The following is a 14,875-nucleotide window of genomic DNA, read 5'->3' as shown; positions in this document are numbered from 1 at the left end:
ACGATAGGCCAGCGAGCGGGCGGATGCTAGTCGATCGGGTGGCCGATCATCGCCGTGAGCTCCTTCACCAGCCGATCGGACATCTGGCCGGTCACCGGCAGCTTGCGGTCGCGCTCGAATTTCGAGATCGCGGCCTGGGTGTCCGCACCGACCGCGCCGGTCGGCTTCAACTGGCCGTAGCCATATTGCGTCAGTGCGCGCTGCACCGCCGCCACGCGGCGTGCGCCGGCGCTTTGCCCATTCGCCGGAATCGGCGCCGGCGGTCGCACCACATTGGAAGGGGCCGCGGCGGGCGCGCCGGTCGACTTGACCACCAGATTGGTCATCGGATCGGCGTTCTTGGAATCGTTATTCCTGGAATCGGCGCTCTTGGTCTCGACGTGTTTGGGATCGGCGCCCCTCACCTCGACCGGCCTGATTTCCGGCGGATCAGAATCGACCGGCCTTGCGGTTATTTCGACCGGGCGCGGGCGCGGCAGCGGACTCGCGACGGCAGCTTGCGGCGCCGGCAGCGTCACGACCGAGCCGAACATCGGCGAAGGATGGCGGCCGGCCTGCAGGAATAGCGCATTGGCGACAATGGCGCAGATTGCGGCGGCCGCAAGCAGGCCCGCGATCATGTCTTTCGGACTGTGCAGGAGAATGCGCATCATGAGGCCGCGCTCTTGCTTCGCTTCGATCGCAACCGCTTTCGCGCCGCGACGGCGGCGGCGCGGCATCTCGTCATCGTCGTCAATACGCCTAGGCACGTTTCTTCACCTGATGGACTTCATCCTGAGATTCGGGATCCTGAGATTCGGGTCGCTCCGCCGGTTTCAGCGTCGCGACGTTGTTCGAAGTGGTCAGCGAAAGCGCAAAGTCAAGCGGCAGGGTAACAGCCACCGTGGTACCCTCGCCGACCCTGCTCTGCACGTTCATCTCGCCGTTGTGCAATCCGACCAGCCCCTTGACGATCGACAGGCCGAGGCCGGTGCCTTCGTGCTTGCGCTGATAGGTCTTGCCGGCCTGGAAGAACGGATCGCCGATCCGCGCGAGATCCTCGGCCGAGATACCGACCCCGGTATCGGTGACACTCAGCATCAGCCGCGATCCCTCGACCGCGGCGGAAACCGTCACGCTGCCGCCCCGCTCGGTGAACTTGATGGCGTTGGTGATGAGGTTCAGCGCGATCTGCTTGAACGCGCGGGGATCGCCGTTCATCACGGGCAAGTCCTCCGCAGCGCGGGTGATCAGGTCGACGCCGTTGTCGCGCGCCTTCAGCGCCAGCAAATTGCAGCAGTGCAACAGTGCGGTGCGCGGCGCGAACGGCTCCGGCGAAATTTCGAAATTGCCGGTTTCCATCTTGGACATGTCGAGGATGCCGTTGACGACCGACAACAGATGCTGGCCGGAATCGTTGATCAACTGCGCATATTCCCTGCGGCGCGCGGCGTCGAGCATCATCGCCTCTTCGTGCACGATCATCTCGGAAAAGCCGATGATGGCGTTCAGCGGCGTGCGCAGTTCGTGGCTCATGGTAGCCAGGAACCGCGTCTTGGAGGCATCCGCCTGCTCGGCGGCGGTGCGCGCCATTTCAAGAGCCTGCTCCTGGATCTTGCGGTCGGTGACGTCGCGCATCACGGCGACGACATCGGCCTCGGGCGAAACCTGCTCGAGCGGCCGGCAACGCATCTCGACCCAGATGAAATCGGCGGCAGCGTTCTGGCCGCGGATCGCGTCGCGGCGCAGGCGGAATTCCACGCTGCGCTGCTCGCTCCCGCGCGCGGCATCCGACAAGGCCGTGAGATAGGCCGGACGATCGGCGACATGGACACGGTCGAACAGTCCATGGCCGGTGAGCCGGGCGCCGGGCGTGCCGAGCATGGCTTCCGCCGCCGGCGAAATGAACTCCACGGCGCCGCTGCGGTTGTGACGCGAAATCACGTCGCTCATGTTTCGCGCAAGCAGACGATAGCGGTCTTCCTCGAGATAGAGCAGCGATACGGAAGTGCGCGCCAGCGATTCCGCGCTAACGGCCAGTCCCGCCGCATAGAGCGTTGCCGAAGCAACGCCGGCACCCATCAGGATGCCGCGCAGCGCCGCGTTCGGCTCTGCCATTGGCAGCAGGTGAAAATGCCCGAGCGCGATCAACGAGGCGGCGCATGACAGCGCAAGCGCAGAGGCAAACACGACCACGCGGCGCGAGGCCGACAGCGCCGCTTCCAGGGGAACGACGATGAGCCAGACCGCGGCGAACGATTCGATACCGCCGGTGGTCACGGCGACCATCATGACAAGGCCCGCCAGTGCCAGCGCGGACAGGATATGCGCGCCCTCGTAGCGGCCGGTGCGCGACAGGAACCAGGACAACAGGATGGGCGCGATCAGCCAGGCGAAGGCCGCGACTTCGAGCGCCGTGGGCGCCCCGCGCATCGCCAGATAGACCGGAAAGGCCGCAAGCGCCACCAGGCTGCCGAGCAGCCGCGGCGCCATGAAAGCGCGATGACGCGCACTCGTCAGCGCATCATATCGTGCGGAGGGATGCAGCAGCGCATCGAGACAATCGCGGATGATACTCAAAACAATCACGGCTCCCGCGCTTCGGCTTGTTCGTCAGACAGACGCGCCGGAACGCCCCCTTATCTTTGCGTCACCGTGTCAGAGTGAGCTTAAGCGAACGCTAAGGCCCGGCGCATGGCCGACCAACAACGCGCATCCGCGGAGTTTTGACGTCTCGCGCGACGGTCATTCGACCCGGATGGTGAACGATAGGTTTCCAGCGCGATCGATCTATGGTTTCGAAATGGTGGATGCGCGAGCGGCGCGAATTTTCGCGCGGCGATGGTCGTCAATCGAAAATTTACGCCGAATCCAATCGTTGCAGTTTTCGGAAAATTTTCGGCGATTTTACCTCAATGCAAACACTTGCGATTTATCGGAGGCTGTTAGTCAGAAACAAAGCTAGCGGACTTAACCGCAACACAACCATAAGAGACGACCGGGGTCGCGAGATGTTTTTTCTGCTTCGCATGGCATTCTGGCTCGGGCTCGTGCTCGTGCTGTTGCCCAGAGAAAGGACACCTGAATCGGACAAGGTGCCGCAGATCGGCGCGTCCGAAGCCGTATCGGCTGCGACCGCCGCCGTCTCCGACATGGGCCAGTTCTGCAAGCGCCAGCCGGCGGCCTGCGAGGTCGGTGGCCAGGCCGCCACCGCGATCGGCCAGCGCGCCCAGGACGGCGCCCGCCAATTGTACAAGATCATCACCGACAAGAAGCCCGAGCCGCCCGCCGTGCCCGACAAGAAGCCCGACCATACCAGCTCGATCGGCACCGCCGGCGACGCCGAGGCCGTGACCGCGGCCGCTTCGCCCACTGATGCGCTGACGGAGGACGATACGGCGATCGAATGGCGGCTGCCGCGGACGCCGTTGGCTTCAAAATAAGGCCGCGGAACCGGTTCCGTTTCCGTCGCTTTCGTTCAATCCGCATCCTATATAAGACTTACGAAAACGGACGCGGGCCAAGATGACGATCGACGAAATCAGGGACAATTTCGAACTGCTTGACGAGTGGGACGACCGCTACCGGTACGTCATCGAACTCGGCCGCACCCTCGACCCGATGCCGGAGGCCGAGCATTCCGCCGAGAACAAGGTCAATGGCTGCGTCAGCCAGGTCTGGCTTTCCCGGCAGATCGACCGCAGCGGCAACGGCGAACCGAAGCTGAAATATCTGGGCGACAGCGACGCTCACATCGTGCGCGGCCTGATCGCAATTCTCCTCACGCTCTATTCCGGCCGCACGCCGCAGCACATCCTTTCAACCGATGCGCTCGCGGTATTCGACGAATTCGGATTTCGCGAGCACCTGACGCCGCAGCGTTCCAACGGCCTACGCTCCATGGTCGAGCGCATCCGCTCCGACGCGCGCGAGGCGCTTGCCGCGGCCTCGTAGACACCGTTGCATTGATCGGGCTTACTTCCGCTTCCGCGCCTGCTGGCCAAGTCCCATCTTCTTGGCCAGTTGCGAGCGCGCCACCGCGTAGTTCGGCGCCACCATGGGATAATCCGGCGGTAGCCCCCATTTGTCGCGATATTGCTCCGGCGTCATGTTGTACTGCGTGCGCAGATGGCGCTTCAGCGACTTGAAGCGCTTGCCGTCCTCCAGACAGACCAGATATTCCGGCGTCATCGACTTCTTCACCGACACGGCCGGCTTGGCTGGCTCGAGCGGCGTTTCGGGCCGGCCGCTCGAGACCCGCATCAGCGCGGCATGGACCTGGCTGATCAGGTTCGGGATTTCCGAGGCCTGGGTCGGATTGTTGCTGAGATAGGCCGATACGATATTGGCGGTCAGTTCGACGGGCGTCTTGCCGGCGGGATCGGTCATGGCTCAACCTTCTGGGATTACGATGCATCTGTGCGGTTCGGACAGTATCTAACCGCGCCTATACATCGGCGGCATCCTATACAACTTGGCGTATATGAACGAAGTGCCGGGAAACTGACAAGAACAGCGGCGCTTTATTTTCAACAACCGCTCTCGCGACAAGTATTGCCGGGTCAGGACCGCTGATCGAGATGCGCGCGCAGCTCGTCGATCGAGGCGAAGCGCATCATCCCCTCCGGCATCTGGGCTTCGATCGAACCGTCGGAGTAGAGGGAGTAGGCCATGCCATCGACGACGCCGGACTTCAGCACTGTCACCGCCGGCTGATCCTCCGTGCGCGGCGGTCCACCATTGGCTTCCGCCGGCGCCGGGGGTGTGCGGCCGCCGCGGCGCTGCGGCGGGGTTTCGCCGGATTGTGCGCGCTCCGCTTTCGGCCAGGCATTCTCGAACGACGCCCGCGGCGGTTCGGCCGGCTCGACCGGCGGCTCGGCGGGTGGATTGGAACGAAGGTCCGATGACAAAAGGTCCGGCGGCAGCGGCTCACCGGCGCGCCCCTGCGCGCGCTCGCGCTCTCTTCGTGACGTCGAGGAAAACAGCAAATTGCGTTTCGGCTTCTGAGCCGATGGCGGCGGTTCGGGGTGGGTCGGTTCCGGGATCGGGTGATCCCGCAGGACAGCCTCGTTCTGCCAAGGCGGCGGCGCCGCTGGCGAGAACGGCGGCGGTGCCGTTGGGGAAAATGATCCTGGACCAGTGGGCTGTTCGGCGGCCGGGAAACCGCCGCCGAAGGGACCAGATTCCCGCGTCGCGGCAGCGGGAAGCACCGGCCGCACCGCGGCCTCGCCGCGCGCTTCAGGCATACTGGCGCCGAGCCGCCGCGCAACGTTCTTCAGCTCCCGGACCGCTATCCAGAGCGCGAGCATTATCGCGCCGGTGCAGACGCCGATCACGCCGGCGATGATCAGCGTGTTGCCGGTGCTGAATTCCTTGATCGGGATTCCGAAGCCGATCGCCAGCAGCCCCGCCAAAACGAGAGCGATCCCGGCGACCAACATAACAACCATCATTGAACTAACCCCTCAGCCGCGCCCGAAACGCTCGCAAGCCGCCCAAAGCCACGATACCGTCATATTGTGCGCATCGCCACCAATTGCACACTGGGTTCCGCATGGCGTTGCTTGGTTGCAGTAATCCTGGTCGCTGGTGTTTCGTGCCATTCAGGTGCCGTTCACTCCGGCACCCGTAACTTTACCGTCTACCAATTACTTCCCTTTTGTTGCATTGCGTCAGGGATTTACGCCACAATTCCCAATTACTTGGTAATGGAACTGCGCTATATGGGTACCCGGGGAATGAGGCTCAAGAATATCCGCGCTGGGCCATAGGGGACGCTGGGTTACCAATCGCCATGTCATCCATTACGACTTCTGCTCTCGATACGCCTGCGCGGCGCTCGGTGGAGCGGACCTGTGACGACCTCGCCATTTTCGCGTTGGCCGTTGTCACGCTCGTTGCTGGCCTGACCTTCCGCGACTATGGGCTGGGTTGGGACGACTACACGCACGCCGAATATGCCGATCTGCTGCTGCGGATGTACGGTTCCGGCTTCAAGGATACCGGCGCGCTGTCGTTCGCCAATCTCTACATGTATGGCGGCGGCTTCGACATGGCGGCGGCCCTGCTGCACAAGGTCATTCCGCTAGAATTGTTCGAAACGCGCCGCCTGCTCGGCGCCGTCGTCGGCCTGATCGGCCTTGCCGTGACCTGGCGGCTGGCGCGGCGCGTCGGCGGCCCGCTTGCCGGGCTCGCGACGCTGCTGCTGCTGGCGCTGTGCCCGACCTTCTACGGGCACATGTTCATGAACCCGAAGGACGCGCCGTTTGCCGTCTCGATGGTGATCCTGATCCTGGGTCTGGTGCGCCTCGCCGAGGAGTATCCCGCGCCCTCGCCGCGTACCATTCTGATCATAGGCCTCGGCGCCGGTCTCTCCATCGGCTGCCGGATTCTCGGTGGGCTGGCGGTGGTCTATGCAATGGTGGGCTTCGTCCCGCTGTTGATCGAGGACGTCCGCAAGCAAGGCTCGCGCGAGGCGATCCGCCGCTTCGCCCATGTCGTGTATGTCCTGGTCCCGGGGCTCGTGTTCGGATACCTGATCATGGGCCTGGTGTGGCCGTGGTCGATCATGGAGCCCGGCCATCCATTCCAGGCGCTGACCTATTTCTCGCATTTCTTCGAAAAGCCCTGGAAGGAAATGTTCGATGGCGCGCTGGTCTCGGTGCCCGACATGCCGTGGTCGTATCTGCCGACGCTGTTCGCGCTGCAGCTTCCCGAGATATTGCTCGCGCTTCTGATTGGCGGTGTCGTCGGCACTTTCACGTCGCTGTCGCGCGCTGACGTAGCCGCCCGTCGCAAGACCATCCTGTTGATGCTGATGCTGGCGGCGACACTGCCGCTGGTGATCGCGATGGTGAAGCGGCCGGCGCTCTACAACGGCATCCGGCATTTCATCTTCGTGATCCCGCCGATGACGGTGCTTGCGGGCGTCGCGTTCGCCTGGGGAATGAAATGGCTGAAGCAAAATCGCCGCAGTTGGCAGCCCGCCGCGCTTGCGGTGTTCTCGTTCGGTTTGCTGCTGCCAGTCAGCGAGATGATCCGCCTGCATCCTTATGAATACACCCATTTCAATCACATTGCCGGCACGGTTCGCGGCGCCGACAAGATGTTTATGCTGGATTACTGGGGGCTGGCGCTGAAGCAGGCTTCCGACGGTCTGCGCGAGGAGTTGGTCGAACGGCAGGAATTTCCTCCACTGGGACGCAAGTGGAAGGTCGCGGTGTGCGGCCCGCAGCGTCCGGCGCAAGTGGCGCTCGGCCCGGACTTCACGATCGGCTGGGACAGCCAGTCGGCCGACTTCGCGATGACGCTGGGCGAGTTCTACTGCAAGGGCCTCACCGCGCCGGTCATGGTGGAAATCAAGCGCGACGACGTCGTGTTCGCGCGCGTCTACGACATCCGCGGTCGCGCCATCTCGACGCTGTTGGCGATTCCGGCGCCCTGATCCCGCATAACAGCCGCGCCCGGCCGCGCCTTGCTGCTGAGTTGCCGCAGGGCTACGCTCGCTCTCGAAAATCAACAATTCTCGAGCGCGAAAGGTTATAGCGGCGTGACCGTACTGGTGACCGGCAGTTCCGGCCATCTCGGCGAGGCGCTGATGCGTACATTGCAGGCGCATCGGCGCAAGGCCATCGGTATTGACGTTCTGCCCGGCGCGTTTACGCATCATTTGGGCTCGATCACTGACCGCGCTTTCGTGCGCCGTTGCATGAAGGGCGTGACGACCGTGCTACACGCCGCCACGCTGCACAAGCCGCATGTGGCGACCCACAGCCGCCAGGAATTTATCGACGTCAACATATCAGGCACGCTTAATCTGCTCGAAGAGGCCGCCGCAGCCGGCGTCACGGCGTTCGTCTACACCAGCACCACAAGCGTCTTCGGCGAGGCGCTGGTGCCACCGCCGGGCGAGCCGGCGGCCTGGATCACCGAAAATGTCGCGGCCGTGCCGAAAAATATCTATGGCGTCACCAAGGCTGCCGCGGAGGATCTGTGCCAGCTTTTTGCGCGAAATCACGCGCTTCGCATCATCGTGCTACGCACCTCGCGTTTCTTCCCTGAAGAGGATGACAATCGCGCGATGCGCAAGGCCTACGCCGACGCCAACGTCAAGACCAACGAGTTCCTCTATCGCCGCGTCGATATCGAAGACGTGGTCAGCGCACATCTGATGGCGGCCGACCGCGCGCCATCGGCCGGTTTCGCGAAATACATCATCAGCGCCACCACGCCATTTTCACGGAACGACACGGCGGAACTGCGCCACGACGCGCCGCGTCTGGTCCGCCGCTACGTGCCGGAGTTTGAGGCTGAATTTGCGCGGCGCGGCTGGACGATGTTTCCCGGCATCGATCGCGTCTACGTCAACGACCGGGCGCGTGCCGAACTCGGCTGGCAACCGCGCCATGATTTCCGCGCGATGATTGCGCGGCTGCGGGAGGATGACGATATCCGCAGCCCGCTCGCGCGGGAGATTGGCAGCAAGGGCTATCACGACCGCATCTTTCGCGAGGGACCCTACCCGGTAGAGTGAGCGGCGTGAGTATCCGGTGGACAAGCCGCGCGGATGCGCTAAACTGCCTGTCACACACCCTCTACACGTCTCGGAATCAAACGCCGTCCAATCCCGGGCGGCGTTTTTGTTTTGACGTAGATGGCTAGAGCGCAGCGAAACCCATCACGTCGCCTCATCAAGACCGTTCGCCGAAATTCCCGGCCGTAATGTCACTGCCCAATCTTCGGGATTAATTCCAAGCCTCACCATCCGATGAAACGACGAGTGCGGCCAATCCCTAACTCGAGTTACAAAGCCATGCTTTACCGGATTGAGTCGATGTGACGCACCAAATCGTCCTCATCGCGAATCGTATGCTCCCAATAGCGTCGTTGCCAGATGCCGCGTTCGCCCTTGGCGGCCCGGCTGGCTGAGACAGCTCGCCGGGCGCGATACGGCGTGAGAACGTCGACTTGATCAGCCGCCAACGCGTCGAAAAATCCCGATCACTATCGGGCAGCGTCCAGACCGCATGCAGATGATCTGGCAGAACGACCACCGCGTCTATCGTGAACGGATGGCGCTGGCGGGTCTCACGAAATGCAGAGCGGAGGGCTTCGACGTATTCCGTCAGCATCCTCAACCGCCGGTCGGCAAGATTGACCGTAAAGAAGAAACAACCGCCGGGATGAAATTGCGACGGTAGCTGGTCATCTTCACTTGCCCATGCGGTGAGGTGATGGGTTTCGCTTCGCTCTACCCATCCTACACGCTACTTTGCTCCCTCCGCGAACGCGCCGAGGATCCGCGCCCAGGAGCGGATGCCCTTGTGATAGCTCTTCAGATCGTACTTCTCGTTCGGGGAGTGGATGTTGTCGTCGTCGAGGCCGAAGCCGACCAGCACGGTGTCGAGGCCGAGCGTGCGCTTGAAATCGGCTACGATCGGGATCGAGGCGCCGGAGCCGATCAGGAGCGCTTCCTTGCCCCACTCGTCCGTCAGCGCGCGCTTGGCGGCCGCCAGTGGCTTCATGTTCCAGTCGAGCGCAATCGCCGGCGCGTTGGAATGGTCGGTGAATTCGGCCGTACAGTCGGCAGGCACGCGCGCCCGGACATAGTCGCGGAAGGCTTTTCGGATCTTTTCCGGGTCTTGTCCCTCTACCAGGCGGAACGAAACTTTCGCGGAAGCTTCCGCCGGGATCACCGTCTTGGAGCCCTCCCCCGTGTAGCCGCCGATGATGCCGTTGATATCGCAGGTCGGGCGCGAGGAAACCTGCTCGATCAGCAGGCGATCCTTTTCACCGGCCGGAATCGAAAGGCCGATCGGCTTCAGGAATGACTCTGGCGTGAGGTTGAGGTTCTTCCACTGCGCCAGGATGTCCGGCGGCAGGTCTTTTACGCCATCGTAGAATCCGGGAATGGTGATGTGGCCGTTCTCGTCATGCAGGCTGCCGAGAATGTTGGTCAGCACCCGGATCGGGTTGCGCGCGCCGCCGCCAAAAATGCCGGAATGCAGGTCGCGATTGGCGGCCTTGATCTTGACCTCGTCATAGACAAGCCCGCGCAGCGAGGTCGTGATCGCCGGCGTGTTCTGGTCCCACATGCCGGTGTCGCAGACCAGCGCGAAATCGGCCTTCAGGTCAGCCTTGTTGGCCTCAAGGAACGGCACGAAGTTTTTCGATCCGATTTCCTCCTCGCCCTCGATGATGATGGTGATGTCGACCGGCAGCGACCCTGTGACCTTCTTCCAGGCGCGGCAGGCCTCGACGAAAGTCATCAACTGGCCCTTGTCGTCCTCCGCGCCGCGCGCGACGATGATCTTGCGGCCGTCGGCATGGTCGGTGACAATGGGCTCGAATGGCGGCCGGTGCCACAGATTGAGCGGATCGACCGGCTGCACATCATAATGGCCGTAGAACAGAACGTGCGGCCGGCCGTCGCTGCTGCCATTGAGCTTGGCAACGATCGCCGGATGCCCAGCCGTCGGCCTCACCTCGGCCTTGAATCCGAGTGTGGCGATATCCTTCGCCAGATGATCGGCGGCCGCCTTGCAATCGCCGATAAAAGCCGGATCGGCCGAGATCGACTTGATCCGCAACAGCGCGAACAGCCGCTCGAGACTGTTGTCGAAATCGGCGTCGATGTGATCGAGGACCGGCTGGATCTTGGCGTTGGACATGGCTTGCTATCCTTGGCTGTGAGCCTTGTTGTTAGCGTCAAGTTGTAGCTTGCCCGCGGCCTGAGGCAAGGCAACATCCGCGGCAGGTGAATGCAATATGTGCCAGACCAGCCCCGCCGCGAGCAGGATGGTGGCGGCGAGATTGTTGCCATAGGCCTGCAGATCAACCGGGAACAGCGGCAGCGACAGGCACAGCAACCCGCCCGCGACGGCGAGCAACGTCCATGTCCCGGTTTTGACCGCCGGGCGCGGATCGTAAGCAGCGCGGTGGACCAAAACAGTGATCGGGAAGAACAACCACAGGAAGTAGTATTGCCGGGCCAGCGGCGAAGCTACCGTGATCAGGCAAAACAGGATGCCGATCTCTTCGGCATCCGACCGTTCCGTGCGGCGCGAGGCCGGCGGCATGACAGCAAGATAGCCGAGCCCGATCGCGAGCGAGATCGCCACCACAATCCAGTTCGCCGTCCTGAAATCGACGTCGACGATGTTCATCGTGCGCACGGGTTTGGCCGGATTGTCCTGGTTGTAGTTGACCGGCCGCGTCAGCCGGTGCGTCACCGCGATGATCGACTGGTTGACCCACGACCAGTTCTGCGTGTCGCGCTGCCCGAACCCCTTCTCCGAACTCGAACCCACCATGCCCTGGTACCAGGTCCTCAGTTCCGTGAAATTGTGCTGGAAGCCGCGAAACGGCGCCGGCAGCACGAACAGAAATAGGCCGATGAAAAACAGCATGCTCGCGGCTGCCGCCCACTGTCTTCGCCACACCAGATAAGGCAACACCGCGACCGGAAACACCTTGATCGCGGTAGCGAGCGCAAACATGCTTCCCGCCATCCAGCCGCGATGATCGCGCAGCAGCCAGAACCCGTAGAGCATCAGCGCCAGCAGCACGAGATTGGGCTGGCCGAGGTCGAACATGTCGAACACGAAGGTGACGGTGACGAAGCCGGGCAGTGCTTCCAGCCATGGCCCGGGCTTCTTCCCCGATCCCGCCATCGCGTGCGATAACTGCGCCGTTGTCCACCATGCGACGATGTTGAGAAACGACAGGAGGAGATAAAGCGGGATCTTGCCGAAAAAGCTCGGGATCGCCAGCAGCACCGCCGATAACGGTGGATAGATGAATTCGAAATAAGCGGCGGGATTGTCAGGGTAGAGATTCTTGCCCTGCAACACCTGCTGACCGGCCCAGAACCAGAGCGGATAGTCCTTGGTCTTGCCGTTGCCCAAGAGTTCCGGGACGAGGACATCGGCGGTCAGCGCGACGCAACATACCAGAAACAGGATATCGAGCGGCCTTCGTAGCGACGGATATCTCAGCACACGCTCGTTCCGGATTCAGAGGAGATTACGTCGCAGCTCTTCACGCGAACCGACTAACACCTTCGCTCGAAACAGTCCTAGCGCCGCAGCAAGCCGCCGAGCGCGCCGCGCACCAGCGCGCGACCAACTGAACCGCCGAGCGATCCACCAACCGATTTGCCGAGATCGGCGACGATGCCACCGACGACCCTGTTGGTGACCGAACGGGTAACGTCTCGAGCGATGACTTGACCAGTCGTCAGCCTGCCGCGCCTGACGTTGGTGCCGAAGATCGTGCCGACGATCGAGCCGATCTGGCCGAGAATGCCGCCACCGCCACCATCCTGCCCTTCCGCAGGCGCCGCCGTCGTGGCTACCCGCTTCTGCAGCATCTCGTAGGCGGATTCGGCGTCGACCGCGGTGTCGTATTTACCTTTGACCGGGCTCTTGCCCATGATCGCCTTGCGCTCTTCCGGCGTGATCGGCCCGATCCGCGCCGTCGGCGGCCGGATCATGACGCGCTCGACCATGGTCGGCGTACCGCCGCCTTCAAGGAACGACACCAGCGCCTCGCCCTTGCCGAGTTCCATGATGACGCGAGCGGTGTCGAGCTTGGGGTTCGGCCGGAAGGTCTGCGCCGCCGCGTTCACCGCCTTCTGGTCGCGCGGCGTGAAGGCACGCAACGCGTGCTGCACGCGGTTGCCTAACTGGGCGAGCACCTTGTCCGGCACGTCGATCGGATTTTGCGTGACGAAATAGACGCCGACGCCCTTGGAGCGGATCAGCCGGACCACCTGCTCGATCTTGTCGAGCAATGCCTTCGGCGCATCGTTGAACAACAGATGCGCCTCATCGAAGAAGAAGACCAGTTTCGGCTTCGGCAGGTCGCCGGCTTCCGGCAGCTCTTCGAACAGCTCCGACAGCATCCACAGCAGAAACGTTGCGTAGAGCCTCGGATTCTGCATCAGCTTGTCGGCGACCAGAATGTTGACCACTCCCCGGCCGTCGCTGTCGGTCTTCATGAAGTCTTTCAGCAAAAGCGCCGGCTCGCCGAAGAATTTAGTGCCGCCCTGGTTTTCCAGCACCAGAAGCTGGCGCTGAATGGTGCCGATCGTTGCCTTGCTGACATTTCCGTAACTCTGCGCGGCCTTTCGGATCTCCGCGTGTTCGTCCTCCTCGGCATCCGGCCCCCTTTTACCGCCGGCGGGCGCGATCGCATCCAGCAGCGACCGCAGATCCTTCATGTCGAGCAGAGGCAATCCGTTTTCATCCGCCACGCGGAATGCGACATTGAGGACGCCTTCCTGCACGTCGTTCAGGTCGAGCATTCGCGATAGCAAGAGCGGTCCCATTTCCGTGACCGTGGCGCGAACTGGATGGCCCTGCTCGCCGAACACGTCCCAAAATACCGTCGAGAACTGGTCCGGCTGGAAATTGAGCCCCATCTCGCCGGCGCGTTTGAGGATGAAGTCCTTGGCCTCGCCGATCTCGGAAATTCCGGACAGATCGCCCTTGATATCGGCCGCGAACACGGGAACACCGGCGCGGGCAAAGCCCTCCGCCATCACCTGCAGCGACACGGTCTTGCCGGTGCCGGTCGCTCCGGTGACGAGGCCATGCCGATTGGCAAGCGCCAGCGTCAGCCAGGCCGTCTGTTCGCCCTTTCCGATGAAGATCTTCTCTTCGGTATCGGCCGTCTTGTTATCGGAAGTCACCATCGCATCGCCTCTTCGCGCGCCGGGGGATTTGGTTGGCGATCATATCGCATCCTGCCCGCCGATTGAAACCGTCGGCGGTAAATACGTGAGCATTCGCCCGCCTCTTCGTTCAGGCTTTCTCATACTTTTTTCCAACCTTCGGCGGAAAAATTGAGAGCGCAGCGCAGCAAGTCAGCGTGGATCCGGCCTTCACTCTTGCATTGCTGCAACACTTGCGACTCGATCTAAGCCTTCGCACGTGCGGATCGCTTGTATTTCAGATCGCAGGCGCTCAAGATAAATTTGCAAGTAGACGACCCGGTAAAGCCGGTTTGGGGACGGGGCAATATGGACGAACTGGTAGGGCGACTGGCCTCCAAGGCCGGTATCGATCGCGCTGTCGCTGAAAAAACCATCGGCATCGTTCTGGGTTTTCTCCGCAACGAGGGCCCCTCCGACAAGGTTCAGGCTCTGATCGACCAAATTCCGGGCGCCGAAGCTGCGATTGCGGCTTCCAGCGGCAATGGCGGCTTCGCGAAGCTGATGGGCGGAGGCTTGATGGCAGTTGGCACCAGGCTGATGGCGCTCGGTCTGGGCATGAGTGAAATTCAAAACGTGGCGCGTGAACTTTTCAGGTTCGGTCGCGACAAAATCGGAGCGGATCAAATGGGCGAAATCATTTCGGGGACACCAGGTCTCAGCCAGTTCGCATAGGATCTTGGTGAGCACATTCGGCCCGGGCACATTCTTTTTTCATCTGGTATCATGACTTATCCCCTTTCCGAGATCGACGGCTTGACCGCCTACTCTGCCTCGAAACTGAAATCGTTGGGCATTCGCACGACCGATGCGCTGCTGGAAGCCGCTCGCACCGTGAAAGGGCGCAAGTCGCTCGCAGCGAAGACCGGCATCAGCGAGCAGCAACTGCTGGAATGGGCCAATTTTTCCGACTACATGCGCATTCCCGGGATGGGCAAGGCCAAGGTGGGCCTGATGCGCGCTGCGGGCGTCACCACGGTACGCGAACTCGCCCATCGCAATCCGGCGCGACTCGCCCAGAACATGAAAGACGTGAACACGAAGTGCAAACTCGTCCGGGTTTTGCCCTCGGAGCGATCGGTCGAGCAACTGATCGAGCAAGCGCGCAAGCTGCCGCCCAAAATCAGCTATTGAACATCAGCGACTGAACCGCCAGACCAGCCCCGCGGTGCCGGCCCTCAC

The 14,875-nt window shown here is 62.4% G+C and carries 13 protein-coding genes and 1 pseudogene; 6 read left to right on the top strand and 8 right to left on the bottom strand.

The window, feature by feature from the left end; all coding sequences use genetic code 11:
- Positions 1–26 precede the first annotated feature (26 nt).
- Complete coding sequence (locus KJQ96_RS02820; RefSeq protein WP_213285193.1) at positions 27–749, bottom strand: peptidoglycan-binding domain-containing protein; 723 nt, start codon at positions 747–749, stop codon at positions 27–29.
- Positions 742–2,568: an ATP-binding protein gene (locus KJQ96_RS02815; RefSeq protein ID WP_309142355.1), complete on the bottom strand. Its 1,827-nt coding sequence runs from the start codon at positions 2,566–2,568 to the stop codon at positions 742–744. The genes KJQ96_RS02820 and KJQ96_RS02815 overlap by 8 nt, the downstream gene beginning before the upstream one ends.
- A gap of 422 nt (positions 2,569–2,990) precedes the next feature.
- Between KJQ96_RS02815 and KJQ96_RS02810 the strand changes: the two genes are divergently transcribed.
- Positions 2,991–3,422, top strand: a complete 432-nt coding sequence (locus tag KJQ96_RS02810; RefSeq protein ID WP_213285191.1) for a DUF5330 domain-containing protein — start codon at positions 2,991–2,993, stop codon at positions 3,420–3,422.
- An 82-nt stretch (positions 3,423–3,504) separates the two neighbouring features.
- Positions 3,505–3,933 (top strand): SufE family protein, encoded by a 429-nt coding sequence (locus tag KJQ96_RS02805; RefSeq protein WP_213285190.1) that lies wholly within the window; start codon positions 3,505–3,507, stop codon positions 3,931–3,933.
- 21 nt (positions 3,934–3,954) lie between these two features.
- Here KJQ96_RS02805 and KJQ96_RS02800 read toward each other — a convergent pair whose 3' ends face one another.
- Both KJQ96_RS02800 and KJQ96_RS02795 read right to left on the bottom strand, forming a co-directional pair.
- Entirely contained in the window at positions 3,955–4,368 is a 414-nt protein-coding gene (locus KJQ96_RS02800; RefSeq protein ID WP_065728006.1) for a MucR family transcriptional regulator, read from the bottom strand.
- A 173-nt stretch (positions 4,369–4,541) separates the two neighbouring features.
- The gene (locus KJQ96_RS02795; protein WP_213285189.1) at positions 4,542–5,432 is read right to left on the bottom strand and encodes a DUF308 domain-containing protein; all 891 of its coding nucleotides are present in this window, start codon (positions 5,430–5,432) and stop codon (positions 4,542–4,544) included.
- A 341-nt stretch (positions 5,433–5,773) separates the two neighbouring features.
- On the opposite strand from KJQ96_RS02795, the gene KJQ96_RS02790 reads away from it, so the two are divergent.
- Positions 5,774–7,423, top strand: coding sequence for a glycosyltransferase family 39 protein (locus tag KJQ96_RS02790; RefSeq protein ID WP_213285188.1), 1,650 nt, complete (start codon positions 5,774–5,776; stop codon positions 7,421–7,423).
- A gap of 105 nt (positions 7,424–7,528) precedes the next feature.
- A complete protein-coding gene (locus KJQ96_RS02785) occupies positions 7,529–8,512 on the top strand; it encodes an NAD(P)-dependent oxidoreductase (RefSeq protein ID WP_213285187.1) in 984 nt (327 codons plus the stop codon).
- Between the two features lie 144 nt (positions 8,513–8,656).
- On the opposite strand, the pseudogene KJQ96_RS40075 reads toward KJQ96_RS02785, so the two are convergent.
- The 4 genes and pseudogenes from KJQ96_RS40075 to KJQ96_RS02765 all read right to left on the bottom strand — a co-directional run bounded on the left by KJQ96_RS40075 (position 8,657) and on the right by KJQ96_RS02765 (position 13,675).
- A pseudogene (locus KJQ96_RS40075) lies at positions 8,657–9,187 on the bottom strand (transposase).
- 58 nt (positions 9,188–9,245) lie between these two features.
- A complete protein-coding gene (locus KJQ96_RS02775) occupies positions 9,246–10,649 on the bottom strand; it encodes a M20/M25/M40 family metallo-hydrolase (protein ID WP_213285185.1) in 1,404 nt (467 codons plus the stop codon).
- A gap of 6 nt (positions 10,650–10,655) precedes the next feature.
- Positions 10,656–11,975: a glycosyltransferase family 87 protein gene (locus KJQ96_RS02770; RefSeq protein WP_249733721.1), complete on the bottom strand. Its 1,320-nt coding sequence runs from the start codon at positions 11,973–11,975 to the stop codon at positions 10,656–10,658.
- An 80-nt stretch (positions 11,976–12,055) separates the two neighbouring features.
- Positions 12,056–13,675 (bottom strand): helicase HerA-like domain-containing protein, encoded by a 1,620-nt coding sequence (locus KJQ96_RS02765; RefSeq protein ID WP_213285184.1) that lies wholly within the window; start codon positions 13,673–13,675, stop codon positions 12,056–12,058.
- A gap of 327 nt (positions 13,676–14,002) precedes the next feature.
- Between KJQ96_RS02765 and KJQ96_RS02760 the strand changes: the two genes are divergently transcribed.
- Positions 14,003–14,368, top strand: coding sequence for a DUF2267 domain-containing protein (locus KJQ96_RS02760; RefSeq protein ID WP_213285183.1), 366 nt, complete (start codon positions 14,003–14,005; stop codon positions 14,366–14,368).
- A 51-nt stretch (positions 14,369–14,419) separates the two neighbouring features.
- The gene (locus KJQ96_RS02755) at positions 14,420–14,827 is read left to right on the top strand and encodes a DUF4332 domain-containing protein (RefSeq protein ID WP_057848113.1); all 408 of its coding nucleotides are present in this window, start codon (positions 14,420–14,422) and stop codon (positions 14,825–14,827) included.
- Positions 14,828–14,875 lie beyond the last annotated feature (48 nt).

The sequence above is a fragment of the Bradyrhizobium sp. sGM-13 genome (genome assembly GCF_018398875.1).
In the GTDB taxonomy this organism is placed as follows: domain Bacteria; phylum Pseudomonadota; class Alphaproteobacteria; order Rhizobiales; family Xanthobacteraceae; genus Bradyrhizobium.
Note: the sequence above shows the minus strand (reverse complement) of the source record. Positions and strands in the feature narration are given on the sequence as shown.

What these genes read in the sequence shown, in the direction of transcription:
- KJQ96_RS02755 (WP_057848113.1), top strand. Translation starts at nt 14,420, where the DNA reads ATGACTTATCCCCTTTCCGAGATCGACGGCTTGACCGCCTACTCTGCC.
- KJQ96_RS02765 (WP_213285184.1), bottom strand. Translation starts at nt 13,675, where the DNA reads ATGGTGACTTCCGATAACAAGACGGCCGATACCGAAGAGAAGATCTTC.
- KJQ96_RS02795 (WP_213285189.1), bottom strand. Translation starts at nt 5,432, where the DNA reads ATGATGGTTGTTATGTTGGTCGCCGGGATCGCTCTCGTTTTGGCGGGG.
- KJQ96_RS02800 (WP_065728006.1), bottom strand. Translation starts at nt 4,368, where the DNA reads ATGACCGATCCCGCCGGCAAGACGCCCGTCGAACTGACCGCCAATATC.
- KJQ96_RS02805 (WP_213285190.1), top strand. Translation starts at nt 3,505, where the DNA reads ATGACGATCGACGAAATCAGGGACAATTTCGAACTGCTTGACGAGTGG.
- KJQ96_RS02775 (WP_213285185.1), bottom strand. Translation starts at nt 10,649, where the DNA reads ATGTCCAACGCCAAGATCCAGCCGGTCCTCGATCACATCGACGCCGAT.
- KJQ96_RS02760 (WP_213285183.1), top strand. Translation starts at nt 14,003, where the DNA reads ATGGACGAACTGGTAGGGCGACTGGCCTCCAAGGCCGGTATCGATCGC.
- KJQ96_RS02790 (WP_213285188.1), top strand. Translation starts at nt 5,774, where the DNA reads ATGTCATCCATTACGACTTCTGCTCTCGATACGCCTGCGCGGCGCTCG.
- KJQ96_RS02810 (WP_213285191.1), top strand. Translation starts at nt 2,991, where the DNA reads ATGTTTTTTCTGCTTCGCATGGCATTCTGGCTCGGGCTCGTGCTCGTG.